This is a genomic window from Pseudomonas sp. NPDC089534 (assembly GCF_044749305.1).
Taxonomy (GTDB): Bacteria; Pseudomonadota; Gammaproteobacteria; order Pseudomonadales; family Pseudomonadaceae; genus Aquipseudomonas; species Aquipseudomonas ekonensis.
The window spans coordinates 17564-42201 of the sequence record NZ_JBIVHR010000035.1; the positions used below are offsets into that span (position 1 = coordinate 17564).

A 24638-nucleotide genomic window follows, 5' to 3' on the forward strand; every position below is an offset into this window, starting at 1 on the left:
TATGTTCACCACAAAAACCTGTGGGAGCTTGCCTGCAAGCGATGAGGCCGGCACAGGCGACATTAGTGTTGCCTGACCCACCGCCATCGCCAGCAGGCTGGCTCCCACAGGGGATTGCGGGCGTCCTCAGGCTTCTGGTTCACCACAAAAACCTGTGGGAGCTTGCCTGCAAGCGATGAGGCCGGCACAGGCGGCATTAGTGTTGCCTGACCCGCCGCCATCGCCATCAGGCTGGCTCCCGCAGTGGAGGGTTCACTCCCCGCGGATGTAGTTTTCCAGTTGCCGGATCAGCGCTTCCTGTTCGGCCAAGGCCTCCTTGACCAGGTCGCCGATGGACAGCAGGCCGATCAGTTGGCCGTTCTCCACCACCGGCAGGTGGCGCAGGCGCTTGTCGGACATGATGCCCAGGCAGGTGTCGACGGTCTGGTGGGTGTCCACGGTGATCACCGGCGAGACCATGATGTCGCGCACCGGCGTGCCCACCGACGAGCGTCCCTTGAGCACCAGCTTGCGCGCGTAGTCGCGCTCGCTGATGATCCCCTCGACCCGGCCGTCCTTGACCACCAGCAACGCACCGACGTTCTTCGCGGCCATGTCCATCAGGGCCTGCAGCACCATGTCGTCCGGCGAGATGGTGTGCACTTTCTGGTTTTTCTCATCTTTGAGCTTGAGCAGCTGGGCGACGGTCTTCATGGCGGTTACTCAGGGGTTGTCGTTGTTCTTGAAGCATCGTAGACGCCGGCGCGCAGGGCAAGGCCGCAAAACGGCAGATAACACGCAAAAAACGTCATTCGGCAAAAAAAGCGGCCGATTCTGGCGGTGCGGCGAGGGCGCTCCGGGAAACGGGAGCAAGCTCCCTCGCCACGGGCCGGGTAGAATGGCCGCCAGATTCCGTATCCCGAGGTTGCAGTGGTGGATGTACAGCAGGGCTTCGTCCTGACCCGGCATTGGCGCGACACCCCGGCCGGCACCGAAGTCGAGTTCTGGCTGGCGACCGATGCCGGCCCGCGCCGCGTGCGCCTGCCGCACCAGCCGTCGGTGGCGTTCATCCCGGCCGAACAGCGCGGGCAGGCCGAGCGCGTGCTGGCGGACGAAAAGAACGTCGAGCTGCGCCCCCTGGCCCTGCAGGATTTCGAGCACCGCCCGGTGCTGGGGTTGTACTGCCAGCAGCACGGCCAGCTGATGCGCCTGGAGACCGCGCTCAACCGCGCCGGTGTCGACGTGTTCGAAGCCGATGTGCGCCCACCCGAACGCTACCTGATGGAGCGCTTCATCACCGCGCCGGTGCGGTTCGGCGGCACGCCGGACGCCGATGGCGTGCTGACCGACGCCCACCTCAAGCCCGCGTCCGGCTATCGGCCCGCCTTGCGGCTGGTGTCGCTGGACATCGAGACCACCGAGCAGGGCGAGCTGTATTCCATCGCCCTGGAAGGCTGCGGCGAACGGCAGGTGTACATGCTCGGTGCGCCGAACGGCGACGGCAGCGCCGTCGACTTCGACCTCGAATACTGCGACTCGCGCACCCTGATCCTGAAGAAACTCAACGACTGGTTCGCCCGCCACGACCCCGACGCGATCATCGGCTGGAACCTGGTGCAGTTCGACCTGCGCATCCTTCACGAACACGCCCGGCGCCTCGGCGTGCCGCTCAAGCTGGGGCGCGGCGGCGAGGAGATGCAATGGCGCGAGCACGGCAGCCGCACCCATTTCTTCGCCTCGGCGGCGGGGCGGCTGATCATCGACGGCATCGAGTCGTTGCGCTCGGCGACCTGGAGCTTTCCTTCGTTCAGCCTGGAAAACGTCGCCCAGACCCTGCTCGGCGAAGGCAAGTCCATCGACAACCCGTACCAGCGCATGGACGAAATCAACCGCATGTTCGCCGAGGACAAGCCGTCGCTGGCCAAGTACAACCTCAAGGACTGCGAGCTGGTCACGCGGATCTTCGCCAAGACCGACCTGCTGAACTTTCTGCTGGAGCGCGCCAGCGTCACCGGCCTGCCGGCCGACCGCAGCGGCGGCTCGGTGGCGGCGTTCACCCACCTGTACATGCCGCTGATGCACCGCCAAGGCTTCGTGGCGCCGAACCTGGGCACCAATCCGCCCCAAGCCAGCCCCGGCGGCTTCGTCATGGACTCGCGGCCGGGGCTGTACGAGTCGGTGCTGGTGCTGGACTACAAGAGCCTCTATCCGTCGATCATCCGCACGTTCCTGATCGACCCGGTGGGCCTGATCGAGGGCTTGCGCCAGCCCGGCGACGCCGAGTCCGTGCCGGGCTTTCGCGGCGCCCGGTTTTCCCGCACGCGGCATTGCCTGCCGTCCATCGTGGCGCGGGTCGCCGAGGGCCGGGAACAGGCCAAGCGCGAGCGCAACGCGCCGCTGTCCCAGGCGCTGAAGATCATCATGAACGCCTTCTACGGCGTGCTCGGTTCCAGCGGCTGCCGGTTCTTCGATACGCGGCTGGCGTCGTCGATCACCCTGCGCGGCCACGAAATCATGCTGCGCACCCGCCAGTTGATCGAAGCCCAAGGCCACGCGGTGATCTACGGCGACACCGACTCGACCTTCGTCTGGCTGCGCCGGCCCCACGGCCAGGAAGAGGCGGCGCAGATCGGCCGGGCGCTGGTGCAGTCGGTCAACGACTGGTGGCGCGGGCACGTGCGCGAGCAGTACGGACTGGAGAGCGCCCTGGAGCTGCAGTTCGAGACCCATTACAAACGCTTCCTGATGCCGACCATCCGCGGCGCCGAGGAGGGCAGCAAAAAACGCTACGCCGGCCTGGTGACCCGGCCCGACGGCCGCGAGGAAATGGTCTACAAGGGCCTGGAGACCGTGCGCACCGACTGGTCGCCGCTGGCCCGGCAATTCCAGCAGGAACTGTACGAACGGATCTTCCGTCGCGAGCCCTATCAGGATTACGTGCGCGAGTACGTGCGCCAGACCCTGGCCGGCGCGTTCGACGACCGGCTGGTCTACCGCAAGCGCCTGCGCCGCACCCTCGACGACTACGAGCGCAACGTCCCGCCCCATGTGCGCGCCGCGCGCCTGGCCGACGACTACAACGCGCAGCACGGCCGGCCCCGGCAGTACCAGAACGGCGGCTGGATCAGCTACGTCATCACCCTGGCCGGCCCCGAACCGCTGGAGGCGCGCCGGGCGGCCATCGACTACGACCACTACATCACCCGCCAGCTGCAACCGGTGGCGGACGCGATCCTGCCGTTTGTCGACGACGACTTCTCAACCCTGGTCGGGGGGCAGATGGGCCTGTTTTGAGTCCAGCAACTGCAGCGTCCATTCGTCCTGGATGCCATGGAAATAGCGCTCCAGGGCCTGATGGAACACGCTGCCGGCGTCGGCGAACTGGGCGAAGAGGGTGGTGGAGGAATGGAACTTCAGGTCGTCCGGATGCCCGAAGATCTGCGCCACCGAGCGCTGCGGAACGTTGAGCACCAACTGCGTGCAGGTGCGCAGCCGGGCGCCGAGCAGGTCATGGGCCAGATAGGCCCGGGCCTCGGCCGCCGAACCGATGGCGAAGCGCCGGGACATCTCGCTGCCGCCGAGCCCGGCGAACTGCGGGAAGACGAACCACATCCAGTGGCTACGCTTGTGGCCCTCGTCGAGCTCGCGCTGCACCCGCTCGAACACCGGATCCTGGGCCTGGAGGAAACGTTGCAGGTTGAACGGGTCGTACTGATCTGTGCTTCTCATGCCGAAGCCCTCGGCCAGTCGGCGGTGGCTCAGACCATGGCCAGCCGCCGCTTGCGGTGTGGCGCCTGAAACACCCGGTCCAGCGCCGCCAGATCCCCGGCGTCCAGTTGCAGCTGCGCCGCCTGTGCATTGAGTCGCACATGCTCGGGGCGCACGGCCTTGGGGATCGCAATCACACCATCCTGACGCAGAATCCACGCCAGCGAAACCTGTGCGGGGGTGGCGCCGTGACGAGCGGCGATCTCTTGCAGCGCGGGCGCCGCCAGCAGCGCGCCGCCCTGGCCGATCGGGCAGTACGCCATCAACGGCATGCGCTGATGCTGGCACCACGGCAGCAGGTCGAATTCGATGCCGCGCTCCTCCAGGTTGTACAGCACCTGATTGGTGGCGCAGGCCGGCACCGACAGCTCTTCGAGGTCGTCGACATCGAAGTTCGACACGCCCCAGCGGCCGATCTTGCCGGCCTCGCGCAGGCGCTCGAAGGCCTCGACGGTTTCCTCCAGCGGGTACTGGCCGCGCCAGTGCAGCAGATAGAGGTCGATGCGCTCGGTGCCGAGCCGTCGCAGGCTGCGCTCGCAGGCCTGGGGAATGCCTTGGCGGCTGGCGTTGTGCGGGTAGACCTTGCTGACCAGGAACACTTGGTCGCGCAGGCCGGCGATGGCTTCGCCGACCACGGTTTCGGCACCGCCTTCGCCGTACATCTCGGCGGTGTCGATCAGATTCATGCCCTGCTCGATGCCGGAGCGCAGCGCCGCCACCTCGCTGCGGTGCGCCGAGCGGTCTTCGCCCATGCGCCAGGTGCCTTGGCCGATCACCGGCACCTGTACGCCGGCGAGTTCGAGTGTACGCATGCAAACCTCCTGTTCTTGAGCGGTCGATGTTTCAGGTGGTCAGCAGCATAGCGCAACCTGATCCGGCGGCCGGTTCAGGCGAGGGAGCTGCTGTGGCGAGGGAGCTTGCTCCCGCTGGCCTGCGCAGCAGGCCCCAGTTTGCTTGGAACCGAAACAGGAGGGCTTTGCCCTCCAGCGGGAGCAAGCTCCCTCGCCACAGTGATCTCACTGGGCCGAGAACCTGAACACGACGGATTGGGTGTAGGTCTGGCCGGGATCCAGCCGTGTGCTGGGGAAGCCTTTCTGGTTCGGCGAGTCCGGATAGTGCTGGGTCTCCAGGGTGAACGCGCCCCAGTGCGGGTACACCTTGCCGCCCTTGCCCTTGACGGTGCCGTCGAGGAAGTTGCCGGTGTAGAACTGCACCCCCGGCTCGCTGGTGTACAGCTGCAAGCGGCGGCCGGAGTTCGGGTCGCTGACCTCGGCGGCCAGCTTGCCCGCATCGCCCTTGGCATCCAGCACCCAGTTGAAATCGAAGCCGCCCTGGTTCTGCTCGGCGAACCTGAGCTGCGGATGATCGTCCTTGATGCGCTGGCCGATGGCGGTGGCCCGGGTGAAGTCCATGGGCGTGCCCGCCACCTGGGCCAGTTCGCCGGTGGGGATGAGCTTGGCGTCGATCGGCGTGTAATGGCGGGCATGCAGGGTGGCGAGTTGCTTGAGGATGTCGCCGTTGCCCGCGCCGGCCAGGTTGAAGTAGCTGTGGTTGGTCAGGTTGAGCACCGTGGGTTTGTCGGTGGTGGCCTTGTAGTCGATGCGCAGTTCGTTGGCGTCGGTGAGGCGGTAGGTCACCTCGGTGGCGAGGTTGCCGGGGAAGCCCATTTCGCCGTCCGCCGACAGGTAGGTCAGGGTCACGCCCACCGAATCCTTGTCCTTCGTCTCGCGGGCCTTCCAGACTTTCTTGTCGAACCCCTGGGGGCCGCCGTGCAGGGCGTTGGTCTTGTCGTTCTGCGGCACCTGATAGCGCTGGCCGTCGAGCTCGAACGCGCCGTCGGCCAAACGGTTGCCGAATCGGCCGATGGTCGCGCCGAAGTACGCGGTGCCGCGCTGGTAGCCCTGCACATCGTCGAAGCCGAGCACGATGTCATCGAGCTTGCCGTGGCGGTCCGGCACCCGCAGCGCCTGCAGGGTGGCGCCGTAGGTGATGACCGTCGCCTGCATGCCGTGGCGGTTGCGCAGGATGTATTGCTCGACGGGGGTGCCGTCATCGGTCTTGCCGAAGGCTTTGTGTTCGCCGGAAAGGCCGGCGGCGTGGGCGGGCAGGGTCGTGAGCATCAGGGACAGTCCGAGGCCGGGGAGCAGGTGACGGGATTGAAGCATGGTGACCTTCCTTTTTGTTGTTTTGGCGGTGGCGTCAAACGGTGAAGGATTTCGCTGAATTCGCTTATTTAGTAATACTAAATTGGTGAGGAATAAGATTTATAGCTGTGAATATGACTTAGTCCAATAAAAAGTCTGACTAGATTGTGTGGCGCGCTATGCCAAAGGTCGGCTGGGCGATGCGGGCATCGCACTTTTGCCCGATCCCCGGCTCTATCCATGGTCAGGTTGCGGCGAGCCCCGTCGCGCAGGAACGAGACTGCCGAAGCATTGATGACCCGTTTGTTCGCCCTTATCCAACGCCCGTGCCTGTTGCTGGCCTGCCTGGCGCCGCTGCTGCTCGGCGGTTGCAGCCACCAGGACGGCAACGGTTTCATCACTCAACTGCGCGAAGGTCAACCCCAGGAATTCCTCCAGACCAGCGTCGACCGCATGGCCACCTTGGCCATGCGCGACAACCTCAACAGCCTCTACCGATTGATGGGCAAGCTGTACCTGCGCAACCCCGAGGAGCTGCGCAAGTCCGGTTTCCTGAACATCGGCGCCGCCGTCAAGCAGGTGCGGCTGGCCATCGAGCAGCAACAGCCGCTGCCGGTGCTGGGCGGTCGCAAGGATCTGGCGGCGCTCAGCTATGCGATGAGCCCGGAGTTTCTCGGCGACCGGGTCGGCGCGTTCATCTATGCCATCGGCAGCATGCTGGTCACCGCCCACGGCAACCGCACCGAGTTCTACATGACCGATGCGATCAACCCGACCTTCGTCCACAACGCCGCGCGCAACATCGAGAAAGCCACCTGGATCCTGGCCCAGCGGCAGAACAAGGAAGGCCAGCCGCTGCTGTTCTCCAACGAGATTTCGGAGGAGGGCAGCAACCTGAGCTTCGCCACCGAGTTCGGCAAGATCGTGGCGCGCCTGGATCTGCTGACCCAGATGCTCGACGAGCGCTACCGGCGCATCGGCCTGAACTATGCGCAGAGCCTGCTGTTCCTGAACTTCCTGCCGGTGCAATAGGGCCGCTTGCACCCGTAGGGGCGAGCCTGCCCGGTCAGATGGCGATGATTTGGCTGGCACGGCCTCGTCGCGAGCAGGCTCGCTCCCACAGGGGATGGGGTGAAGCTAAATGGCATAACGATAGATCCCATCGATATAGGGAGTTATAAGAAAACTCGCTATGCTGCGGGCCATATTTTTCCTGTGGTTTTTCTGGGCGTCTTCATGGATTTGGTAAATTTCGGCCTGGTGGTTGCCGGGCTGGTGGTGGGGTTCATCGTCGGCATGACCGGTGTCGGCGGCGGTTCGCTGATGACGCCGATCCTGCTGTGGTTCGGCATCAACCCGGCCACGGCGGTGGGCACCGACCTGCTGTACGCCGCCATCACCAAGTCCAGCGGCGTGCTGGTGCACAAGAAGAACAACAACATCGACTGGGCCATCACCGGATGGCTGACCCTCGGCAGCGTGCCGGCGGTGGCGATGACGCTGTGGTTCCTCAGCACCCTGCACGCCGCGCCGGACGCGATGAACGCCATCATCAAGCAGGCCCTGGGCTTCGTGCTGTTCGCCACGGCGCTGGCGATCCTGTTCAAGAAGCGTTTGCTGGAGTTCGCCCACAAGCGTGCCGGCGGCAACTACAACCCAAGCGGCGCGCGCCTCAACGCCATGACCGTGGTCACCGGGCTGATCCTCGGCACCATGGTCGCGCTGACCTCCATCGGCGCCGGCGCCCTAGGCACCGTCGCGCTGTTCATCCTCTATCCGCTGCTGCCGACCCGCCGCCTGGTCGGCACTGAAATCGCCCACGCCGTGCCGCTGACCCTGGTCGCGGGCCTGGGCCACGCCAGCATGGGCAACATGGACTGGGGCGTGCTGGGCTTTCTGCTGATGGGCTCGCTGCCGGGCATCTGGCTGGGCAGCCACCTGACCGGCCGCGTCTCCGACGAATTGCTGCGGCCGTGCCTGGCGACCATGCTGGTGCTGATCGGCTACAAGCTGGCGTTCTGAGCCCGTATCCACGATGAGCGACACCCTTTACCGCTGCGATGGCCGCATCGCCATCACCGTCGAACCCCGCGAAATGCGCATGAGCCATTGGGTGCATGCGCCGAAGGTGGTCGATCTGCTTCGTGGACAAGCGCTGCTGGATCTGCGCGGCGGGCCATGGGACTTGTTGTCCGCCACCGAGGTGGCGGACGGTGTCGAGCTGGTGCTGCGCAGGTATCCCGGCGAAGGCGCTCCGGTGCGGGTGAGCGTCTGCCTGGACGACGGATCGCTCAAGCTCGATGGGCGGCCCGTTGACGCGCAGGCCCTCGATGCTGCGCTGCGCTAACGGTCAGGCGCCGGTCGTCCGCTTCATCAGCGTCACCGGCAGCCCTTCATAGTCCAACTCTTCGAGCACCTCCCAGCCCAGCCGCGCATACAGCGATTGCGAGGCGTCGGTGTACAGGAACAGTTCCGGCACGCCCAGCGCGGCGGCCTCTTCGACGATACGGTTGACCAAGCGCGAGGCGATGCCGCGGCCCCGGTGCTCGGCCTTCACGTACACCCCGGCCAGCCAGGGCGTCAGTTGCGGGCGCAGGTCCAGGTCGCTGTCGATCAGCAGGGCGCCGCCGAGCAAGGTCCCGTCTTCGATGGCCACCACCACGCTGGGCACCGCGCCTTTGCCGCAGGCTGCCCGCATGCGTTCGGTGCGGGCTTGGAGCGTGTCGCCGGGCCGGTAATGGCCCCATTCCTTGAAATTGAGCTCGGCCAGCTCTCCGATCAGTTCGGGGTGGTCGCACAGGTAGTCGATCTGCATGCCGCTTGAACTCCTTTTCGTGGGGGCAGCGGACACCCTAATGCGGTCCTGCCCGGTAATCAAATCCGCGTCGGGGCTGGCGCCGGGCGGTTGCGCAATGTCGGCGCTGTCCTAAGCTTGGGACATGGCGAAACACTTTTACCGGGGCCGACCCGGAACGATCGCCATGGTGCGCAATCATTAGAGCGTGGATATCAAAAGGAGATGCGCATGCTCATCAGGTCACTGACCCTGACAACCTTGCTGGCGTTCGCCGGCCCCCTGTTCGCCGCCGCCGACAGCGACTCCCCGTTGGACATCGACAAGGGGCGCGCCCGGCCACTGATCGTGATCACCTCCAGCACCGTCGACGCCGAATGGCTGCGCCTGAAGAAGTCCCTGGAGGATCCGGCCAACAAGCAAGGCGTCAGCGACCGCAATATCCGCGTCTACACCGTGCTGAACATGTCCGGCCAGCTCGACGGCAAGGATCTCGGCCAGCAGGACACCATGGCCCTGATCCGCGCCCTGAAGCTCGGGGCCGGCGCGTTGCCCAAGGTGATCCTGGTGGGCAAGGACGGCGAGAAGAAGCTGGAGAGTTCGGGGGATGACACCAAGACGGTGGACCTGAAGAAAATCTTCGACACCATCGACGCCCTGCCGGCCGCCGAGAAGGAAATGACCGCAACGGTGGTCACCGCACCGACCGCCACGGAGCCGGCCCCGGCCAAAGGCGCCAAGGGCGCCAAACCTGCGAAGCCGGCCAAACCGGCCAAGCCGCCGGAGCAGCCGGATGATTGAGGGGCATCTTGTGATGCCGGAACGAAAACGGGCGACCTTGTGAGGTCGCCCGTTTATTTTTGCCTGTGGCGTTACTCGGTCAGCGCGCCGAGGATCTTGTGCGCCATCTTCACCCGCTCCGGAATCGGGTAGTTCCGGTTCGCCAGGATCACGATCCCGACCTTCTTCGACGGTACGAACGCCACGTAGGCGCCGTAACCGCCGGTGGAGCCGGTCTTGTTGAGCAGCACGTTCGCCGGTTCCGGCTGCGGCGGGTTGAGCCAGTTGACCTTGTGCGCCTCCATGGCCATCGGCGTCGAGTTGCCGGCCAGCAGGCGGTCGAGGCTGATCGGGTAGGCGTAGCGTTCCCAGCCCAGGCCCTGGGTCATGTCGCCGACGGTGTAGTAGCCGGCGTGGGTGAGGGCGATGGCTTTTTGCAGAGGCGTTTCGAGCCTGGCGGTGTCGAGGTTGGCTTCGACGTACTGCAGCAGGTCCGCGGCGCTGGTCTTCACGCCGTAGGCCTCGGCGTCGAGCGCACCGGGAGTGACCCGAACGGGTTGGTCGTTCTTGTCGTAGCCCTGGGCGTAGAGCTTCTGTTCAGACGCGGGCACCGAAAGGAAGGTGTGCTTGAGCCCGAGCTTGGGCAGCAGGGTGTCGGTCATGACCCGGTCGAACGGCTGGCCGAGGCTTTTCGCCGCCAGGTAACCGAACAGGCCGATGCTCGGGTTGGAGTACAGGCGATGGCTGCCGGCGGGATAGGTGGGTTTCCACTGTCGGTAATAGCCGAGCATCTTGTCGGAAGCGTCTGCGGCGGCCGGGAATTGCAGCGGCAGGCCGCCGGCGCTGTAGGTGCCCAGTTGCAGCAGGCTGATGGTGTCGAAGGCGCTGCCTTTGAGTGCCGGCCAGTGCTGGCTGGCCTTGTCGGAGAAGGCCAGTTTGCCGTTGGCCTGGGCGTAGGCGGCGAGGGTGGCGGTGAAGGTCTTGCTCACCGAGCCGATCTCGAACAGGGTGTTTTCGCTCACCGGTTGCCCGGTCTTCTTGTCGGCGACACCGTAGTTAAAGTAATGCGCCTTGCCACCGACGGTCACGGCGACGGCCAGGCCCGCGATGTTCTCTTGCTGCATGACCGGCGTCACGCTGGCGTTGACCAGCGCCTGCAGCGGGTCGTCGGCTTGAGGGGCGGCCAGGCAGCTGGCGGCGCTGAAGAAAAGTCCGCAAGCGCTGAAAGACTTGAGTTTGTTCAGGTTGATCGATGGCATGGTTGAACCACTCTCCATGAGTGCTAATGGTGTTATCCCGCTACACTGCGAGCGTTTTCCGTCGGGCCGGCTGATCGGCGCCGCCAAATCTAGGCAGTCCGGCGTTATTCGACAAACGATGAAAACTCAGACGAGCCATTAGAAAAATTTGGGACGCGGCATGATTCGACCTCAATTGCCCTTAAATGCACTGCGCGCCTTCGAAGCCTCCGCGCGTCATTTGAGCTTCACCCGCGCCGCCGTGGAGCTGTGCGTGACCCAGGCCGCCGTCAGCCATCAGGTCAAAAGCCTGGAGGCGCAACTCGGCGTGATCCTGTTCAAGCGTCTGCCCCGTGGGCTGATGTTGACCGGCGAGGGTGAAACCCTGCTGCCGGTGTTGACCACGTCTTTCGATCATATCGCGCAGATGCTCGAGCGTCTGGCGGGCGGGCAGTACCGGGAGACGCTGACGGTCGGGGCGGTGGGCACTTTCGCGGTGGGCTGGCTGCTGCCCAGGCTGGCGGATTTCCAGGCGAAGCATCCGCTGATCGATCTGCGCCTGTCGACCAACAACAACCGGGTGGATGTGGCCGCCGAAGGGTTGGATTTCGCGATTCGCTTCGGGGCGGGGGCGTGGCACGGGATCGAGGCGACCCGTCTGCTGGAGGCGCCGCTGTCGGTGCTGTGCGTGCCGGACATCGCCCGGCAGTTGCAGGCGCCGGGGGATCTGCTGCAGCAGCGCCTGCTGCGTTCCTACCGCGCCGATGAATGGCCGCAATGGTTTCAGGCGGCGGGCCTGACGACCCATGTCGCACCGCCCCAGAGCATCGTGTTCGATTCGTCGTTGGCGATGATGGACGCGGCGCTGCAAGGGAGCGGGGTGGCGCTGGCGCCGCCGCTGATGTTCGCCCGGCAACTGGCGGCGGAGGTGATCTGTCAGCCGTTCGCGATCGAGATCACCACGGGGAGCTACTGGCTCACGCGATTGCAGTCGAAGCCGGAAACCCCGGCGATGGCGGCGTTCAGGCACTGGTTGCTGCAGATGTCCGCCTGACGCCGGTTCAATGTGGGAGCCAGCCTGCTGGCGATGACGGCAGCACATCCGGCATCGCCAGCAGGCACGCTCCCACAGAGGGGTTGTGATCCCGTCGGAGGATTAGCGCACCAGGCACGGCTTCTTGTTATCGAACGCCCAGCCCGGAATCAGGTACTGCATCGCCACGCTGTCGTCCCGCGCGCCCAGCCCCATGCCTTTGTACAGTTCATGGGCCTTGGCCACCTGGTCCATGTCCAGTTCCACGCCCAGCCCCGGCTTGTGCGGCACCTTCACGCAACCGTCGACGATCTGCAGCGGCGTCTTGGTCAGGCGCTGGCCGTCCTGCCAGATCCAGTGGGTGTCGATGGCGGTGATGTCGCCCGGCGCAGCAGCGGCCACGTGGGTGAACATCGCCAGGGAAATGTCGAAGTGGTTGTTGGAGTGCGAACCCCAGGTCAGGCCCCACTCGTGGCACATCTGCGCCACGCGCACCGAACCCTGCATCGTCCAGAAGTGCGGGTCGGCCAGCGGGATGTCCACCGACTGCAACTGGATCGCGTGGCCCATTTCGCGCCAGTCGGTGGCGATCATGTTGGTGGCGGTCTTGAGCCCCGTGGCGCGGCGGAACTCAGCCATGACTTCGCGGCCCGAATAGCCGTTCTCCGCGCCGCACGGATCTTCCGCGTAGGCCAGCACATGATGCTGGTCGCGGCACAGGCGGATGGCTTCCTTGAGCGACCAGGCACCGTTCGGATCGAGGGTGATGCGCGCCTCGGGGAAGCGTTCGGCCAGGGCGGTCACCGCTTCGATTTCCGCATCGCCGCTCAGCACGCCGCCCTTGAGCTTGAAGTCCTGGAAGCCGTAGCGGGCGTGGGCGGCTTCGGCCAGGCGCACCACGGCGTCGGCGGTCATGGCTTGTTCATGGCGCACGCGGAACCAGTCGTTGTCGGCGTCCGGTTCGCTGCGGTAGGCCAGGTCGGTCTGCCGGCGGTCGCCGACGTAGAACAGATAACCGAGCATCTTCACTTCGTCGCGCTGCTGGCCTTCGCCGAGCAATGCGGCCACCGGCACGTCGAGGTGCTGGCCGAGCAGGTCGAGCAGGGCGGCTTCCAGGGCGGTGACCGCATGAATGGTGATGCGCAGGTCGAAGGTCTGCAGGCCGCGTCCGCCGGCGTCGCGCTCGGCGAAGGTCTGGCGCACCTGGTTGAGGATCTTCTGGTAGGTGCCGATCGGGCTGCCGACCACCAGGCTGCGGGCGTCTTCGAGGGTCTGGCGGATGCGTTCGCCGCCGGGCACTTCGCCGACGCCGGTGTGGCCGGCGTTGTCCTTGAGGATGACGATGTTGCGGGTGAAGAACGGCCCGTGGGCGCCGCTCAGGTTGAGCAGCATGCCGTCGTGGCCGGCCACCGGGATGACCTGCATGTCGGTGATGATCGGGGCTTTGGCGGTGTCGTGTACGGTCATTTCGGTTGTCCTTTGTGGCGCGGTTCAGGCGTGTTTCGGCGCAGCGTCGGCGGTGACGGCGTCGGGGGAGGATCGGGGGGCGGTGCGGGCGGCGAACACGATGACCGCGGCGATGATCGACGTCGCGGCCAGGCCGTAGAGCCCGCCCTGGATGGAGCCGGTGTGTTCTTCCAGCAGGCCGAAGGTGGTCGGCGCCACGAAGCCGCCAAGGTTGCCCACCGAGTTGATCAGGGCGATCACGGCCGCGGCGATGCGCGCATCCAGGTACGCCTGGGGAATCGGCCAGAACAGCGACGAGGCGGACTTGAAGCCCAGCGCGGCGAAGCAGATCGCGACGAAGGCGAAAACAGGCCCGCCGGTGGTGGACAGGAACATCCCCGCCGCCGCGATCAGCAGGGCTGCGGCGACCCACGCCTGCTGGTGCTTCCACTTGGCCGAGAACGAGGCGAACGCGTACATGCCGATGATCGACAGCAGCCACGGGATCGAGTTGAACAGGCCGACCTGGAAGTCGCTCATCTCGCCCATCTTCTTGATGATGCTCGGCAGCCAGAAGGTCGCGGCGTAGATGGTCAACTGGATGAAGAAGTAGATCAGGCAGAACAGGATGATCTGGCGGTCCTTGAGCAGCTTGCCCAGCGACGGCCTGGCGGTGGTCGCCGCTTCCCGCGCCCGCTGCTCGTCGTCGATGGCCTTGACCAGCGCGTCCTGCTCGGCGCGGCTGAGCCACTTGGCGTCGTGGGGCTTGGCGTCGAGCCAGAACCAGACGAAGACGCACAGGCCCACCGAGAACATCCCTTCGATGAAGTACATCCACTGCCAGCCGTGCAGGCCCAGGCCGCTGATCTGCAGGAGCAGGCCGGACAGCGGGCCGGATATCAGCGAGGCCACCGCCGAACCGCTGAGGAAGATCGCGATGGCCTTGCCGCGTTCGGCGGCCGGCAGCCAGCGGGTGAAGTAGTAGATCACCCCCGGAAAGAACCCGGCCTCGGCGACGCCGAGCAGGAAGCGCAGGATGTAGAAGTGGGTCTCGTTCTGGATGAACGCCATGCCGGCGGCCACCAGGCCCCAGGTGAGCATGATGCGGGTCAGCCAGATCCGTGCGCCGACCCTTTGCAGCAGCAGGTTGGAGGGGACTTCGAACAGCGCGTAACCGATGAAGAACAGGCCGGCGCCGAACCCGTAGGCCGCGGCGCCGATGCCCAGGTCGTGTTCCATGTGGGTGCGGACGAAGCCGATGTTCACCCGGTCAATGTAATTGACGATGAACATGATCACGAACAGCGGCAGGACGTGGCGTTTGACTTTGGCGATAGCCGAGGACAGCGCTGGATCGGCGGCCTCGTTCATCCCGGCGATGGATGGTTTCACTTGGTTTTCTCCCACTCGTTATTTTTATGCGGGGTGTGTCTGGGTGCTGCGTTGTTGATAGACATCATACAACTAGATTTTTTTGTCCGACAAGCTGTGAGTACCAACAAATTCGCTGTGGTGAAGTTTGTTTTTATGCTTTTCGCGATTTTGTTGCCGTAAATGCTGGGTTTTTTGAGGGTTTCTCAGGCTGCTTGTCGTCTTGTTCGACTGAGGAGCAAATGACTGTTTGTACCGGATTGGCGATTTATTTGAGTGTTGTCATACAAGTTTGGCGGCGTAATGAGCTAAAATTCGCTCAATGCCCCTCCACGGCAGTGCTACGATCCGCAAGCCCCGTCCCCGGAACCGATCATGCAAGACGAACTCGACGCTCCCGCCCGCAAGCGCGCCCACAACCTGGCCCATGACCTGGTCGAAAAGCTGACCCAGGGCATCCTGCTCGGGCAGATGCTGCCCGGCGACAAGCTGCCGTCCGAGAATTCGATCGTCCGGGAGCATGGCGTCAGCCGCACGGTGGTGCGCGAGGCCATTTCCAAGTTGCAGGCGTCGGGGCTGGTGGAGACGCGTCATGGCATCGGCACGTTCGTGATCGAGCGGGCGCCGGAGCAGGGGCTGCGGCTCAATGTCGAGACCGCGCTGGGGGTGCGCAGCATCCTCGAACTGCGCATGGGGCTGGAGACACAGGCTGCGGCGCTGGCGGCGCAGCGCCGCAGCGAGCAGCAACTGGTGCAGATGCGTCAGGCCCTGGACGATTACCGGCGTCTGTTGGCCAACAACGACAGTTGCGTCGAAGCCGACCGGCGCTTCCACCTGCTGATCGCCGAGGCCACCGGCAACGTGTGCTTCACCGAAATCATGCAGCACCTGGGAAGCGCGATGATCCCGCGCACCCGCGTCAACGCCGCCGAACGCGGCGCGGTGGATCTGAGCAAGCTGGGGGAATTGGCCAGTCAGGAGCATGAGGCGATCCTCAATGCGATCAGACGCCAGGATCCCGATGCGGCCAGGGCGGCGATGTGGCTGCACCTGACCAACAGCCGGGACCGGTTTTCGGCTCAGGGCTGAACCGGGGGGCGTCGGTACAGCCGACACCTTCTTCGCCTGATACACCGCCATCGCTTGCAGGCAAAGCTCCCACAGGGTTCGACGGCGTTCGCAGAAATGGCAGGCCACCGAAAAATCCTGTGGGAGCTAGCTTGCCAGCGATGAGGTCGATACAGCCGACATCTTCATTTCCTGAGGTACCGCCATCGCTTGCAGGCAAGCTCCCACGGGACTCAGTGGCGTTCGCAGAAATGGCAGGCCACCGAAAAAACCTGTGGGAGCCAGCCTGCTGGCGATGGCGGCCTGTCAGTCACCCGCGATGTCGCCTGTGCCGGCCTCATCGCTGGCAAGTCGAGTCGTCGCACCGCAGCTCCCACAGGGCTCAGTGGCGTTCGCAGAAATGGCAGGCCACCGCAAATCCTGTGGGAGCCAGCCTGCTGGCGATGGCGTCGGCGAGGACGCCGTCAGGCTCAGGCCGCGCCGATATCCCGCATCAGCAGCCCGAAGCGCAGGTCCACCGCATCCGGAATCGGCAGGTAAACGGTGTGCCCGTCCCCCGGTGCCACGTCGATGGCTTCGCCCTTGAGGTTTTGCAGCTGGTGCAGGTCGAAGTGGAAGTTGCCCTTGGGCGTCATCAGTTCCAGGTGGTCGCCCAGGCCAAAGCGGTTCTTCACCTTGACCTCGGCCAGCCGGTCGCGACGTTCGCCGGTCAGTTCGCCCACGAACTGCTGGCGCTCGGAGACCGAGCTGCCGTTCAGGTAGTTCTGGTACTCGTCATGTACATGCCGGCGCAGGAAGCCCTCGGTGTAACCGCGCTGGGCCAGCGATTCCAGGTCGTTCATCAGGCTGCGGTCGAACTCGCGGCCGGCCACCGCGTCGTCGATGGCCCGGCGATAGACCTGGGTGGTGCGTGCGCAATAGAAGTGCGACTTGGTGCGCCCCTCGATCTTCAGCGAATGCACGCCCATGCGGGTCAGGCGTTCGACGTGCTGCACCGCACGCAGATCCTTGGCGTTCATGATGTAGGTGCCGTGTTCGTCCTCGAACGCCGGCATCAGCTCGCCGGGACGGTTGGCCTCCTGCAGCAGGAACACCTGTTCGGTGGGGGCGCCGAGGCCTAGGGTCGGCTGCGGCTCGCAGGTCTGCACGATGTCGCCCAGCTGGTTCTGCGTGGCCTCCTGCGCCGAGTACTTCCAGCGGCAGGCGTTGGTGCAGGTGCCTTGGTTGGCGTCGCGCTTGTTCATGTAGCCCGACAGCAGGCAGCGTCCGGAATAGGCCATGCACAGGGCGCCGTGGACGAACACTTCCAGTTCCATGCCCGGCGCCTGTTCGCGGATTTCGCCGATCTCCTCCAGCGACAGTTCGCGGGACAGGATGATCCGGCTCAGCCCTTGCTGCTGCCAGAACTCCACGCTCGCCCAGTTCACCGTGTTGGCCTGCACCGACAGGTGGATCGGCATCTGCGGGAAATGCCGGCGCACCAGCATGATCAGGCCGGGGTCGGACATGATCAGCGCATCCGGCGCCATCTCGATCACCGGCGCCAGGTCCTTGAGGAAGGTCTTGAGCTTGGCGTTGTGCGGGGCGATGTTGACCACCACGTAGAAGCGCTTGCCCTGGGCTTGCGCTTCGCGGATGCCGAGGGCGAGGTTGGCGTGGTCGAATTCGTTGTTGCGCACCCGCAGGCTGTAGCGCGGCTGGCCGGCGTACACCGCATCGGCGCCGTAGGCGAAGGCGTAGCGCATGTTTTTCAGGGTGCCGGCGGGAGCCAGCAGTTCCGGGGCGGCGAGGGGCAGGGTGGCGTTCATGGCGGCGTCGGTGGCAAAAGCGCGGCAGGGTAGGGCAAAGTCGGCGAGGGTTCATTGATCTGGATCTATGCTCCATGAACAAAAAGGGCACTTGTGCCTGCGCCGGCTGACCAAGACAGGGTGGGCGCATGGGGCGCCCGGCTGACGTGGACCGGACATGAATCGACAGAGCCCGCCGTTCAAACCCCTCACGGTGCTGCTGGTGCTGGTGACCGTTGCGTTCATCTGGATCCTGCTGCCGTTCTACGGCGCGGTGTTCTGGGCGGTGATCCTCGGCATTCTGTTCGCGCCGATGCAGCGTCGGCTGCAGTTGCGGTTCGGCTGGCCGCGCAACCTGACGGCGCTGTGCACGTTGGGCATCTGCCTGGTGATCGCGATTCTGCCGGTGATCGTCATCGGCGCGCTGCTGGTGCAGGAGGGGGCGACGCTCTACAGGAGCATCGACAGCGGCGAGCTGGACATCGCCGCCTACCTGGCCCAGTTCAAGCACAGCCTGCCGCCGTTCTTCCAGTCCCTGCTCGACCGCTTCGGCGTCGGCGAGCTCAATGCCTTGCGCGAGAAGATCGTCAAGGCTGCGCTGCAAGGCAGCCAGGCGCTGGCGACGCAGGCGTTCAGTGTCGGTCAGGGCACATTCGAGTTCGTGGCGGGATTCTTCATCATGCTGTACCTGCTGTTCTTCTTCCTGCGCGACGGCGCCGAACTGGCGCGCAAGGTACGCACGGCGGTGCCGCTGGAGGAGCAGCACAAGCGTCGCCTGCAACTGAAGTTCAACCGGGTGGTGCGCGCCACGGTGAAAGGCAATCTGCTGGTGGCGATCACGCAGGGCGCGCTGGGCGGGGCGATTTTCTGGTTTCTGGACATCCCCAGCGCCTTGCTGTGGGCGGTGCTGATGGCGTTCCTTTCGCTGTTGCCGGCGGTGGGGGCCGGCATCGTCTGGGCGCCGGTGGCGCTGTACTTCCTGTTGGGCGGAATGATTTGGCAGGGGGTGCTGCTGGGGCTGTTCGGGGTGTTCGTGATCGGGCTGGTGGACAACCTGATGCGTCCGCTGCTGGTCGGCAAGGACACGCGCATGCCGGACTACATGATTCTGATCTCGACCCTTGGGGGGCTGGCGGTCTTCGGCCTCAACGGCTTTGTGATCGGTCCGCTGATCGCGGCGCTGTTCATGTCGAGCTGGGCGCTGTACATCGAGACCCGGCCGAAGGTGCAGTTGCCTTAGGCGCCGAGCGATCCGTCGACCATCACCCGCGACAGCGCCTGGGCGTCCGGCAGCGAGGTGAGCGGGCCGCTGATCGGTTCGCCGTCGAGCACCAGATACCAGCAGGCGAGCAGGCCCATCGCCCGAAGCGAAGCGGGGACGGCGCTGCCGATGACAGACATGATTTGAACCTGAGCCATAGCGGATACCTCCATCAAACTATGGAGCTACCTTATGCAATCGCCGGTTCGACGGACAATCAACGCTTTCGATAGTGGACATTGACGCCGCTGAGGGCTGTTCAGTCGACCGTCTGGTCGAGCATGTGCACCACTTCCCGCTCGTTGAGCAGGCCCTTGCGCACCAGGTTCTCGGTCAGCAGCGAAAGGAACTTGGCGCTGCGGTGGCCTTCCAGGTGCTTGAGTTCGGTCAGGGCGTTGTACACCTTGCTCGAAGTGCATAAACCGACGATGCGGTGCGGATTCTGTGTGGGCATGGCTGTCGTCCTTGTTGTTTTCAACCTGTTGTTGGCGGACGGATTCAGAGTGCGGCTCCGTCATGACAAAGGGATGACCGTCGGATGACTTGAGGGCTCCGGGTCTTGTCCATCATGCCGACTTTAACGGTCATGACTGTCTCCGGAGCGACCTTGACGCGATCTATCCAGACGTCGCCGACGGACGGCCACAAAAAAGCCCCGCTGAAAGCGGGGCTCCTTGCGCGGCGGTTACCAGCGCGGGCCGCCGTAGTAGTGCGGATGGCCGTAGTAGCCGCGGGGCGGGCCATAGTAGACCGGGCCCGGCACGTACACCGGCTGCTGCACATACACCGGTGCCGGCTGGTAGTAGACCGGTGGAGGCGGCGGTTGGACATACACCGGCGCCGGCTGAGCGTAAACAGGCTGTTGGACGTAGACCGGCCGGTCCTGGTTGATGAGCGCCGAGCCGATGATGGCCGAGCCGACGATCGCACCGAACACCGCCGGGCCCTGCCAGCCACCGCCGTGGGCTTCTGCCTGACCTGTGACAGCGAATGCACCAATCAACAAGGCCACGATGGGGAGTTTACGAATCATGATAATTCCTCGGTTCTTCGACCCGGCGTCCAGGCCTGCGGCAGGCACGGGATGGCGCGGGGATACCTCTATGACAACGAATTTCTGAAAATCAGCACGGCCGCTGGGTAAATTTTGTGTAAGGTCTGTACCGCCTCCGTTACCCGGTTTCGCGGCATCGGCCGCGATGCCCGGAACAGACCGGCCAATGATCGTACAGAACCCGGTGGAGCGGCTAATCCCGTCCATCCGAAAGTGCATTCCAAGGAGATTCCTCATGCAGATGAACCCCAACAAAGACACCCAACTGTGCATGTCCCTGTCTGGGCGTCCCGGGAACTTCGGCCTGCGCTTTCACAACCACCTGTACGAGCAGTTGGGCCTGAACTTCTACTACAAGGCCTTCAGCAGTCAGGACTTGCCGGGCGCCGTGGGCGGGATCCGTGCATTGGGCATCCGCGGCTGCGGTGTGTCGATGCCGTTCAAGGAAGCCTGCATCGAGCTGGTCGACGAGCTGGACGCGTCGGCGGCGGCGATCCAGTCGATCAACACCATCGTCAACACCCAGGGCCACCTCAAGGCCTACAACACGGATTACATCGCCGTCGCGCAGTTGCTGCAGACCCATGCCGTGCCGAAGGCATCGACCTTCGCCCTGCGCGGCAGCGGCGGCATGGCCAAGGCCGTGGCCAGCGCCTTGCGCGATGGCGGTTACCGCAATGGCCTGATCGTCGCCCGCAACGAACGCGCCGGGCGGGCGCTGGCCGATTCCCTGGGCTACCGCTGGACGGCCGACCTGGGCGACGAGCGGCCGCAGATGCTGGTCAACGTCACCCCCATCGGCATGACCGGCGGGCCTGAGGCCGATCAACTGGCGTTCGAGCCGGAGGCGATCCAGGCGGCGGACACGGTGTTCGATGTGGTGGCGATCCCCTCGGAAACGCCGCTGATCGTGCGTGGCCGGGCCCAGGGCAAGCGGGTGATCACCGGTCTGGAAGTGATCGCGATTCAGGCGCTGGAGCAGTTCGTGCTCTACACCGGCGTGCGGCCGACAACGGAGCAGTTCGAGGCGGCGGTGGCGTTCGCCCGCAGCTGAAATCTGCAGGAATCTTCATCGTCTGACACGCCGCCATCGCTTGCAGGCAAGCTCCCACAGGGTTCGGCGGCGTTCGCGCAAATGGCAGGCCACCACGAATCCTGTGGGAGCCAGCCTGCTGGCGATGAGGCCGGCCCAGCCGACATTTCTGTTGTCTGTTCCACCGCCATCGCTGGCAAGTCGAATCGTCGCACCGCAGCTCCCACAAAGGTCGGCGGCGTTCGCGGAAACGGCAGGCCACCACGAATCCTGTGGGAGCTAGCTTGCTAGCGATGAGGCCGGCCCAGTCGACATTTCTGTTGTCTGTTCCACCGCCATCGCTGGCAAGTCGAATCGTCGCACCGCAGCTCCCACAAAGGTCGGCGGCGTTCGCGGAAACGGCAGGCCACCACGAATCCTGTGGGAGCTAGCTTGCTAGCGATGAGGCCGGCACAGCCGACATCTTCATCGCCTGACATGTCGCCATCGCTTGCAGGCAAGCTCCTACAGAGTTCGGCGGCGTTCGCGGAAATGGCAGGCCAGCGCAAATCCTGTGGGAGCCAGCCTGCTGGCGATGAGGCCGGCCCAACCGACATCTTCATTGCCTGACATGCCGCCATCGCTTGCAGGCAAGCTCCTACAGAGTTCGGCTGCGTTCGCGGAAACGGCAGGCCACCACGAATCCTGTGGGAGCTAGCTTGCTAGCGATGAGGCCGGCCCAGCCGACATTTCTGTTGTCTGTTTCACCGCCATCGCTGGCAAGCCAGCTCCCACAAAGGTCAGCGGCGTTCGCGGAAATGGCAGGCCAGCGCAAATCCTGTGGGAGCCAGCCTGCTGGCGATGAGGCCGGCCCAGCCGACATCTTCATCGCCTGACATGCCGCCATCGCTTGCAGGCAAGCTCCTACAGGGTTCGGCGGCGTTCGCGGAAATGGCAGGCCACCTTGGATCCTGTGGGAGCCAGCCTGCTGGCGATGAGGCCGGCACAGCCGACATCTCTGTTGTCTGTTCCACCGCCATCGCTGGCAAGTCGAATCGTCGCACCGCAGCTCCCATAAAGGCTGGCGGTGATTATTCGAGGCGGGCCAGGCGTTCTTCCAGTGCGGCGATCCGCGCTTCCAGCTCTTCGATCCGTTCGACCGAAACGCCACCGCCAGAACTGCGCTCACCGGCATTCTGCCGTGCCGCGATGATCGCCTCGATGTCCGCCGGATCGCCCAGGGCATGGGTGTAGCGGTCTTCGCGCTGGCCGGCCTGGCGCGGAATCAGCACCGCAAGCCCGCGGGCAATCAGGCGTTCGAGCTGATGCACCACCTGTTTGGCGTCTTCGAAGTCATGCATGCGGCCGCTGCGGGTCAGCAGTTCGTTGACGGTCTGCGGGCCGCGCAGAAACATCAGCCCCGACAGCACCAGCTGCGCCGGCACCAGCTCCAGCGCCTTGTCGACCTTATGCTCCCAGCGGTCGGCGCGGCTGCCCATCACCAGCCTGGCGAAGCCCTGGCTTTCGAGGGCGCGCAGGCTCTGGCCGATCTGGCCCTGGGTCAGGTTCATCACCGGCTCGCGGCTGGTCTTCTGGTTGCAGGCCAGCACCAGGGCGTTGAGGGTCAGCGGATAGGTTTCCGGGCTGGTGGCCTGCTTCTCGATCAGCGAGCCCAGAATGCGGATTTCCGTGGCGTTGAGCCGCGGTTCGTCGAAAGTGGTCTCTGATTCGGTGGTCATCGCGGGCTCCCTGTGCAGTCGAAGGCGCCTAGCCTAATCCTTGCGCGACAAAAGACAAGTCGCGCCGGCGGCAGGCATGGCTATAATCGCCCACGTTTGACCACCCGCCACCACGCGAGACTGCCATGACCATCTCCCTGTACGCCGCATCCGTCCCGGTTTTCCAGCAAATGCTCAACGCCCTGAGCGATGTGCTGAAAAAGGCCGAAGCCCACGCCACCGAGAAAAACATCGACCCGAACGCCTTCCTCCAGGCGCGCCTGTACCCGGACATGTTCCCGCTGGTGCGCCAGGTGCAGATCGCCGTGGACTTCGCCAAGGGCGTGTCGGCGCGCCTGGCCGAAGTCGAGCTGCCGAAGTACGACGACAGCGAAACCACCTTCGCCGAGCTGCAGGCCCTGCTGAGCAAAGTCCTGGTCTTCATCGGCGAGATCAAGCCGGAGCAGATCAACGGCAAGGAAGGCATCGAGATCGTGACCCGTCCGGGCACGCCGAAAGAGAAGCGCTTCACCGGCCAGGCCTACCTGCTGACCTACGGTCTGCCGCAGTTCTTCTTCCACGTCACCACCACCTACGCGCTGCTGCGCCACAACGGCGTGGAAGTGGGCAAGCGCGATTACATGGGCGCGTTCTAAGCCGCCCGGTTTCGCAGAGCCATGAAAAAGCCCGCCAAGGCGTAAACCTTGGCGGGCTTTTTCATGCCGTTCCTACAGGTTTGGCGTCAGGCCAGGCGCTGGGCCTTCTGCTCTTCGCCCAGGCACGCGGCGGCGGTGAACAGCACGTCGGTGGAGGAGTTCAGCGCGGTCTCGGCGGAGTCCTGCAGCACGCCGATGATGAAGCCCACGGCCACCACCTGCATGGCGATCTCGCTCGGGATGCCGAACAGGCTGCACGCCAGCGGGATCAGCAGCAGCGAGCCGCCGGCCACGCCCGAGGCGCCGCAGGCGCAGATCGCCGCGACGACGCTGAGCAGGATCGCGGTCGGGATGTCCACGGCGATGCCCAGGGTGTGCACGGCGGCCAGGGTCAGCACGGTGATGGTGATCGACGCGCCGGCCATGTTGATGGTGGCGCCGAGCGGGATCGACACCGAATAGGTGTCCTCGTGCAGGCCCAGGCGCTTGCTCAGTTCCAGGTTGACCGGAATGTTGGCCGCCGAGCTGCGGGTGAAGAACGCGGTGATGCCGCTCTCGCGCAGGCACTTGAGCGTCAGCGGATACGGGTTGCGGCGCAGCTTCCAGAACACGATCAGCGGGTTCATCACCAGCGCCACGAACAGCATGCAGCCCAGCAGCACGGCCAGCAGGTGCGCATAGCCGATCAGCGCGCCGAAGCCCGAGGTGGCCAGGGTCGACGCCACCAGGCCGAAAATGCCCAGCGCGGCGAAGCGGATCACCACGCGCACGATCACCGTCACGCCGTTGGACAGGTCATCGAGCACCTGACGGGTGGTGTCGCCGGCGTGGCGGATCGCGACGCCCATGCCGATGGCCCAGGCCAGGATGCCGATGAAGTTGGCGTTCATCAGGGCGCTGACCGGGTTGTCGACCACGCTCAGCAGCAGGCTTTGCAGCACTTCGCCGATGCCGCCCGGCGCGGTCACCGTGACGTTGTCGGTGGACAGTACCAGGTTGGAGGGGAACATCGTGCTGGCGATCACCGCCACCACGGCGGCGCCGAACGTCCCCAGCAGGTACAGGAACAGGATCGGCCGGATGTGGGTTTCCTGGCCGTGCTTGTGGTTGGCGATCGAGGCCATGACCAGCACGAACACCAGAATCGGGGCCACGGCCTTGAGGGCCGAGACGAACACCTTGCCGATGAACGCAGTGCCTTTGGCCGCTTCCGGCGCAAACAGCGCCAGGGCGATGCCGGCCACCAGGCCGATCAGGATCTGCGTGACCAGGCTGAGGTTTTTCAGGCGCTGCAATAGAGAAGGGGATGAAGCGGTCATAACGGCATCTCTGAATTTTTATGGGGAGCAGGTCGCGTGCGCGGGCGACAAGGCGGGGGCAGGCCCGGCGCACGAACCGAAAGTGTCGGCGAGCCAACGACGCCGACAAACGGGTCGTTGAACAGGGTGTACGTTTTGCAGGGCGCGGACTTTACCACAGCGTAGGTTCCTTCCTTCAGGCCTGTGACGATCTGCCACCCGAACGGCCGG

Annotated in this window: 24 protein-coding genes; 10 read left to right on the top strand and 14 right to left on the bottom strand. The window is 64.9% G+C overall.

The window, feature by feature from the left end:
• Window positions 1–252 precede the first annotated feature (252 nt).
• Window positions 253–693: a CBS domain-containing protein gene (locus ACIP0B_RS13275; protein ID WP_400832470.1), complete on the bottom strand. Its 441-nt coding sequence runs from the start codon at window positions 691–693 to the stop codon at window positions 253–255.
• 219 nt (window positions 694–912) lie between these two features.
• On the opposite strand from ACIP0B_RS13275, the gene ACIP0B_RS13280 reads away from it, so the two are divergent.
• Window positions 913–3273 carry a DNA polymerase II gene (locus ACIP0B_RS13280; protein ID WP_400832473.1) on the top strand — a complete coding sequence of 787 codons (2361 nt, stop codon included), beginning with the start codon at window positions 913–915 and terminating at the stop codon, window positions 3271–3273.
• Here ACIP0B_RS13280 and ACIP0B_RS13285 read toward each other — a convergent pair.
• The 3 genes from ACIP0B_RS13285 to ACIP0B_RS13295 all read right to left on the bottom strand — a co-directional run bounded on the left by ACIP0B_RS13285 (window position 3238) and on the right by ACIP0B_RS13295 (window position 5912).
• Entirely contained in the window at window positions 3238–3708 is a 471-nt protein-coding gene (locus tag ACIP0B_RS13285) for a DUF1810 domain-containing protein (protein WP_400832474.1), read from the bottom strand. The genes ACIP0B_RS13280 and ACIP0B_RS13285 overlap by 36 nt on opposite strands.
• A gap of 29 nt (window positions 3709–3737) precedes the next feature.
• Window positions 3738–4559, bottom strand: a complete 822-nt coding sequence (locus ACIP0B_RS13290; protein ID WP_400832477.1) for an aldo/keto reductase — start codon at window positions 4557–4559, stop codon at window positions 3738–3740.
• 204 nt (window positions 4560–4763) lie between these two features.
• Complete coding sequence (locus ACIP0B_RS13295) at window positions 4764–5912, bottom strand: aldose epimerase family protein (RefSeq protein WP_400832478.1); 1149 nt, start codon at window positions 5910–5912, stop codon at window positions 4764–4766.
• 273 nt (window positions 5913–6185) lie between these two features.
• On the opposite strand from ACIP0B_RS13295, the gene ACIP0B_RS13300 reads away from it, so the two are divergent.
• The 3 genes from ACIP0B_RS13300 to ACIP0B_RS13310 all read left to right on the top strand — a co-directional run bounded on the left by ACIP0B_RS13300 (window position 6186) and on the right by ACIP0B_RS13310 (window position 8238).
• Complete coding sequence (locus ACIP0B_RS13300) at window positions 6186–6923, top strand: hypothetical protein (RefSeq protein WP_400832480.1); 738 nt, start codon at window positions 6186–6188, stop codon at window positions 6921–6923.
• A gap of 204 nt (window positions 6924–7127) precedes the next feature.
• Entirely contained in the window at window positions 7128–7913 is a 786-nt protein-coding gene (locus ACIP0B_RS13305; protein WP_400832482.1) for a sulfite exporter TauE/SafE family protein, read from the top strand.
• 13 nt (window positions 7914–7926) lie between these two features.
• A complete protein-coding gene (locus ACIP0B_RS13310; RefSeq protein ID WP_400832484.1) occupies window positions 7927–8238 on the top strand; it encodes a hypothetical protein in 312 nt (103 codons plus the stop codon).
• A 3-nt stretch (window positions 8239–8241) separates the two neighbouring features.
• On the opposite strand, the gene ACIP0B_RS13315 is transcribed toward ACIP0B_RS13310, so the two are convergent.
• Entirely contained in the window at window positions 8242–8706 is a 465-nt protein-coding gene (locus ACIP0B_RS13315) for a GNAT family N-acetyltransferase (protein ID WP_400832485.1), read from the bottom strand.
• 210 nt (window positions 8707–8916) lie between these two features.
• Between ACIP0B_RS13315 and ACIP0B_RS13320 the strand changes: the two genes are divergently transcribed.
• Window positions 8917–9486 carry a DUF4174 domain-containing protein gene (locus tag ACIP0B_RS13320; RefSeq protein ID WP_400832487.1) on the top strand — a complete coding sequence of 190 codons (570 nt, stop codon included), beginning with the start codon at window positions 8917–8919 and terminating at the stop codon, window positions 9484–9486.
• 71 nt (window positions 9487–9557) lie between these two features.
• On the opposite strand, the gene ampC is transcribed toward ACIP0B_RS13320, so the two are convergent.
• Window positions 9558–10724: a class C beta-lactamase gene (gene ampC, locus ACIP0B_RS13325; RefSeq protein WP_400832489.1), complete on the bottom strand. Its 1167-nt coding sequence runs from the start codon at window positions 10722–10724 to the stop codon at window positions 9558–9560.
• A 160-nt stretch (window positions 10725–10884) separates the two neighbouring features.
• Between ampC and ACIP0B_RS13330 the strand changes: the two genes are divergently transcribed.
• The gene (locus tag ACIP0B_RS13330; RefSeq protein WP_400832490.1) at window positions 10885–11757 is read left to right on the top strand and encodes a LysR family transcriptional regulator; all 873 of its coding nucleotides are present in this window, start codon (window positions 10885–10887) and stop codon (window positions 11755–11757) included.
• Window positions 11758–11859: 102 nt separating this feature from the next.
• Here ACIP0B_RS13330 and gudD read toward each other — a convergent pair whose 3' ends face one another.
• On the bottom strand, window positions 11860–13203 hold the full coding sequence (gene gudD, locus ACIP0B_RS13335) for a glucarate dehydratase (RefSeq protein ID WP_400832492.1): 1344 nt from the start codon (window positions 13201–13203) through the stop codon (window positions 11860–11862).
• Between the two features lie 24 nt (window positions 13204–13227).
• A complete protein-coding gene (locus tag ACIP0B_RS13340) occupies window positions 13228–14574 on the bottom strand; it encodes an MFS transporter (RefSeq protein WP_400832494.1) in 1347 nt (448 codons plus the stop codon).
• 354 nt (window positions 14575–14928) lie between these two features.
• On the opposite strand from ACIP0B_RS13340, the gene ACIP0B_RS13345 reads away from it, so the two are divergent.
• The gene (locus ACIP0B_RS13345; RefSeq protein ID WP_400832496.1) at window positions 14929–15642 is read left to right on the top strand and encodes a FadR/GntR family transcriptional regulator; all 714 of its coding nucleotides are present in this window, start codon (window positions 14929–14931) and stop codon (window positions 15640–15642) included.
• A gap of 449 nt (window positions 15643–16091) precedes the next feature.
• Here ACIP0B_RS13345 and yegQ read toward each other — a convergent pair whose 3' ends face one another.
• On the bottom strand, window positions 16092–17429 hold the full coding sequence (gene yegQ, locus ACIP0B_RS13350; protein WP_400832498.1) for a tRNA 5-hydroxyuridine modification protein YegQ: 1338 nt from the start codon (window positions 17427–17429) through the stop codon (window positions 16092–16094).
• 157 nt (window positions 17430–17586) lie between these two features.
• Here yegQ and ACIP0B_RS13355 point away from each other — a divergent pair, with 157 nt between their 5' ends.
• Window positions 17587–18648, top strand: a complete 1062-nt coding sequence (locus ACIP0B_RS13355) for an AI-2E family transporter (RefSeq protein WP_400832500.1) — start codon at window positions 17587–17589, stop codon at window positions 18646–18648.
• On the opposite strand, the gene ACIP0B_RS13360 is transcribed toward ACIP0B_RS13355, so the two are convergent.
• The 3 genes from ACIP0B_RS13360 to ACIP0B_RS13370 all read right to left on the bottom strand — a co-directional run bounded on the left by ACIP0B_RS13360 (window position 18645) and on the right by ACIP0B_RS13370 (window position 19702).
• Entirely contained in the window at window positions 18645–18827 is a 183-nt protein-coding gene (locus ACIP0B_RS13360) for a hypothetical protein (RefSeq protein ID WP_400832501.1), read from the bottom strand. The genes ACIP0B_RS13355 and ACIP0B_RS13360 overlap by 4 nt on opposite strands.
• A 101-nt stretch (window positions 18828–18928) precedes the next feature.
• On the bottom strand, window positions 18929–19123 hold the full coding sequence (locus tag ACIP0B_RS13365) for a hypothetical protein (RefSeq protein WP_400832503.1): 195 nt from the start codon (window positions 19121–19123) through the stop codon (window positions 18929–18931).
• A 231-nt stretch (window positions 19124–19354) separates the two neighbouring features.
• Window positions 19355–19702: a hypothetical protein gene (locus ACIP0B_RS13370; protein WP_400832506.1), complete on the bottom strand. Its 348-nt coding sequence runs from the start codon at window positions 19700–19702 to the stop codon at window positions 19355–19357.
• Between the two features lie 256 nt (window positions 19703–19958).
• On the opposite strand from ACIP0B_RS13370, the gene ACIP0B_RS13375 reads away from it, so the two are divergent.
• Window positions 19959–20777, top strand: a complete 819-nt coding sequence (locus ACIP0B_RS13375) for a shikimate 5-dehydrogenase (protein WP_400832508.1) — start codon at window positions 19959–19961, stop codon at window positions 20775–20777.
• Between the two features lie 1049 nt (window positions 20778–21826).
• Here ACIP0B_RS13375 and ACIP0B_RS13380 read toward each other — a convergent pair.
• Window positions 21827–22474 (bottom strand): YceH family protein, encoded by a 648-nt coding sequence (locus tag ACIP0B_RS13380; RefSeq protein ID WP_400832511.1) that lies wholly within the window; start codon window positions 22472–22474, stop codon window positions 21827–21829.
• A 125-nt stretch (window positions 22475–22599) separates the two neighbouring features.
• Here ACIP0B_RS13380 and ACIP0B_RS13385 point away from each other — a divergent pair, with 125 nt between their 5' ends.
• A complete protein-coding gene (locus ACIP0B_RS13385) occupies window positions 22600–23109 on the top strand; it encodes a DUF1993 family protein (RefSeq protein WP_400832514.1) in 510 nt (169 codons plus the stop codon).
• Between the two features lie 86 nt (window positions 23110–23195).
• On the opposite strand, the gene sstT is transcribed toward ACIP0B_RS13385, so the two are convergent.
• The gene (gene sstT, locus ACIP0B_RS13390; protein WP_400832516.1) at window positions 23196–24428 is read right to left on the bottom strand and encodes a serine/threonine transporter SstT; all 1233 of its coding nucleotides are present in this window, start codon (window positions 24426–24428) and stop codon (window positions 23196–23198) included.
• Window positions 24429–24638: the final 210 nt, after the last annotated feature.

What these genes read in the sequence shown, in the direction of transcription:
- ACIP0B_RS13275 (WP_400832470.1), bottom strand. Translation starts at nt 693, where the DNA reads ATGAAGACCGTCGCCCAGCTGCTCAAGCTCAAAGATGAGAAAAACCAG.
- ACIP0B_RS13285 (WP_400832474.1), bottom strand. Translation starts at nt 3,708, where the DNA reads ATGAGAAGCACAGATCAGTACGACCCGTTCAACCTGCAACGTTTCCTC.
- ACIP0B_RS13290 (WP_400832477.1), bottom strand. Translation starts at nt 4,559, where the DNA reads ATGCGTACACTCGAACTCGCCGGCGTACAGGTGCCGGTGATCGGCCAA.
- ACIP0B_RS13295 (WP_400832478.1), bottom strand. Translation starts at nt 5,912, where the DNA reads ATGCTTCAATCCCGTCACCTGCTCCCCGGCCTCGGACTGTCCCTGATG.
- ACIP0B_RS13300 (WP_400832480.1), top strand. Translation starts at nt 6,186, where the DNA reads ATGACCCGTTTGTTCGCCCTTATCCAACGCCCGTGCCTGTTGCTGGCC.
- ACIP0B_RS13305 (WP_400832482.1), top strand. Translation starts at nt 7,128, where the DNA reads ATGGATTTGGTAAATTTCGGCCTGGTGGTTGCCGGGCTGGTGGTGGGG.
- ACIP0B_RS13310 (WP_400832484.1), top strand. Translation starts at nt 7,927, where the DNA reads ATGAGCGACACCCTTTACCGCTGCGATGGCCGCATCGCCATCACCGTC.
- ACIP0B_RS13315 (WP_400832485.1), bottom strand. Translation starts at nt 8,706, where the DNA reads ATGCAGATCGACTACCTGTGCGACCACCCCGAACTGATCGGAGAGCTG.
- ACIP0B_RS13320 (WP_400832487.1), top strand. Translation starts at nt 8,917, where the DNA reads ATGCTCATCAGGTCACTGACCCTGACAACCTTGCTGGCGTTCGCCGGC.
- ampC (WP_400832489.1), bottom strand. Translation starts at nt 10,724, where the DNA reads ATGCCATCGATCAACCTGAACAAACTCAAGTCTTTCAGCGCTTGCGGA.
- ACIP0B_RS13330 (WP_400832490.1), top strand. Translation starts at nt 10,885, where the DNA reads ATGATTCGACCTCAATTGCCCTTAAATGCACTGCGCGCCTTCGAAGCC.
- gudD (WP_400832492.1), bottom strand. Translation starts at nt 13,203, where the DNA reads ATGACCGTACACGACACCGCCAAAGCCCCGATCATCACCGACATGCAG.
- ACIP0B_RS13345 (WP_400832496.1), top strand. Translation starts at nt 14,929, where the DNA reads ATGCAAGACGAACTCGACGCTCCCGCCCGCAAGCGCGCCCACAACCTG.
- yegQ (WP_400832498.1), bottom strand. Translation starts at nt 17,429, where the DNA reads ATGAACGCCACCCTGCCCCTCGCCGCCCCGGAACTGCTGGCTCCCGCC.
- ACIP0B_RS13355 (WP_400832500.1), top strand. Translation starts at nt 17,587, where the DNA reads ATGAATCGACAGAGCCCGCCGTTCAAACCCCTCACGGTGCTGCTGGTG.
- ACIP0B_RS13360 (WP_400832501.1), bottom strand. Translation starts at nt 18,827, where the DNA reads ATGGCTCAGGTTCAAATCATGTCTGTCATCGGCAGCGCCGTCCCCGCT.
- ACIP0B_RS13365 (WP_400832503.1), bottom strand. Translation starts at nt 19,123, where the DNA reads ATGCCCACACAGAATCCGCACCGCATCGTCGGTTTATGCACTTCGAGC.
- ACIP0B_RS13370 (WP_400832506.1), bottom strand. Translation starts at nt 19,702, where the DNA reads ATGATTCGTAAACTCCCCATCGTGGCCTTGTTGATTGGTGCATTCGCT.
- ACIP0B_RS13375 (WP_400832508.1), top strand. Translation starts at nt 19,959, where the DNA reads ATGCAGATGAACCCCAACAAAGACACCCAACTGTGCATGTCCCTGTCT.
- ACIP0B_RS13380 (WP_400832511.1), bottom strand. Translation starts at nt 22,474, where the DNA reads ATGACCACCGAATCAGAGACCACTTTCGACGAACCGCGGCTCAACGCC.
- ACIP0B_RS13385 (WP_400832514.1), top strand. Translation starts at nt 22,600, where the DNA reads ATGACCATCTCCCTGTACGCCGCATCCGTCCCGGTTTTCCAGCAAATG.
- sstT (WP_400832516.1), bottom strand. Translation starts at nt 24,428, where the DNA reads ATGACCGCTTCATCCCCTTCTCTATTGCAGCGCCTGAAAAACCTCAGC.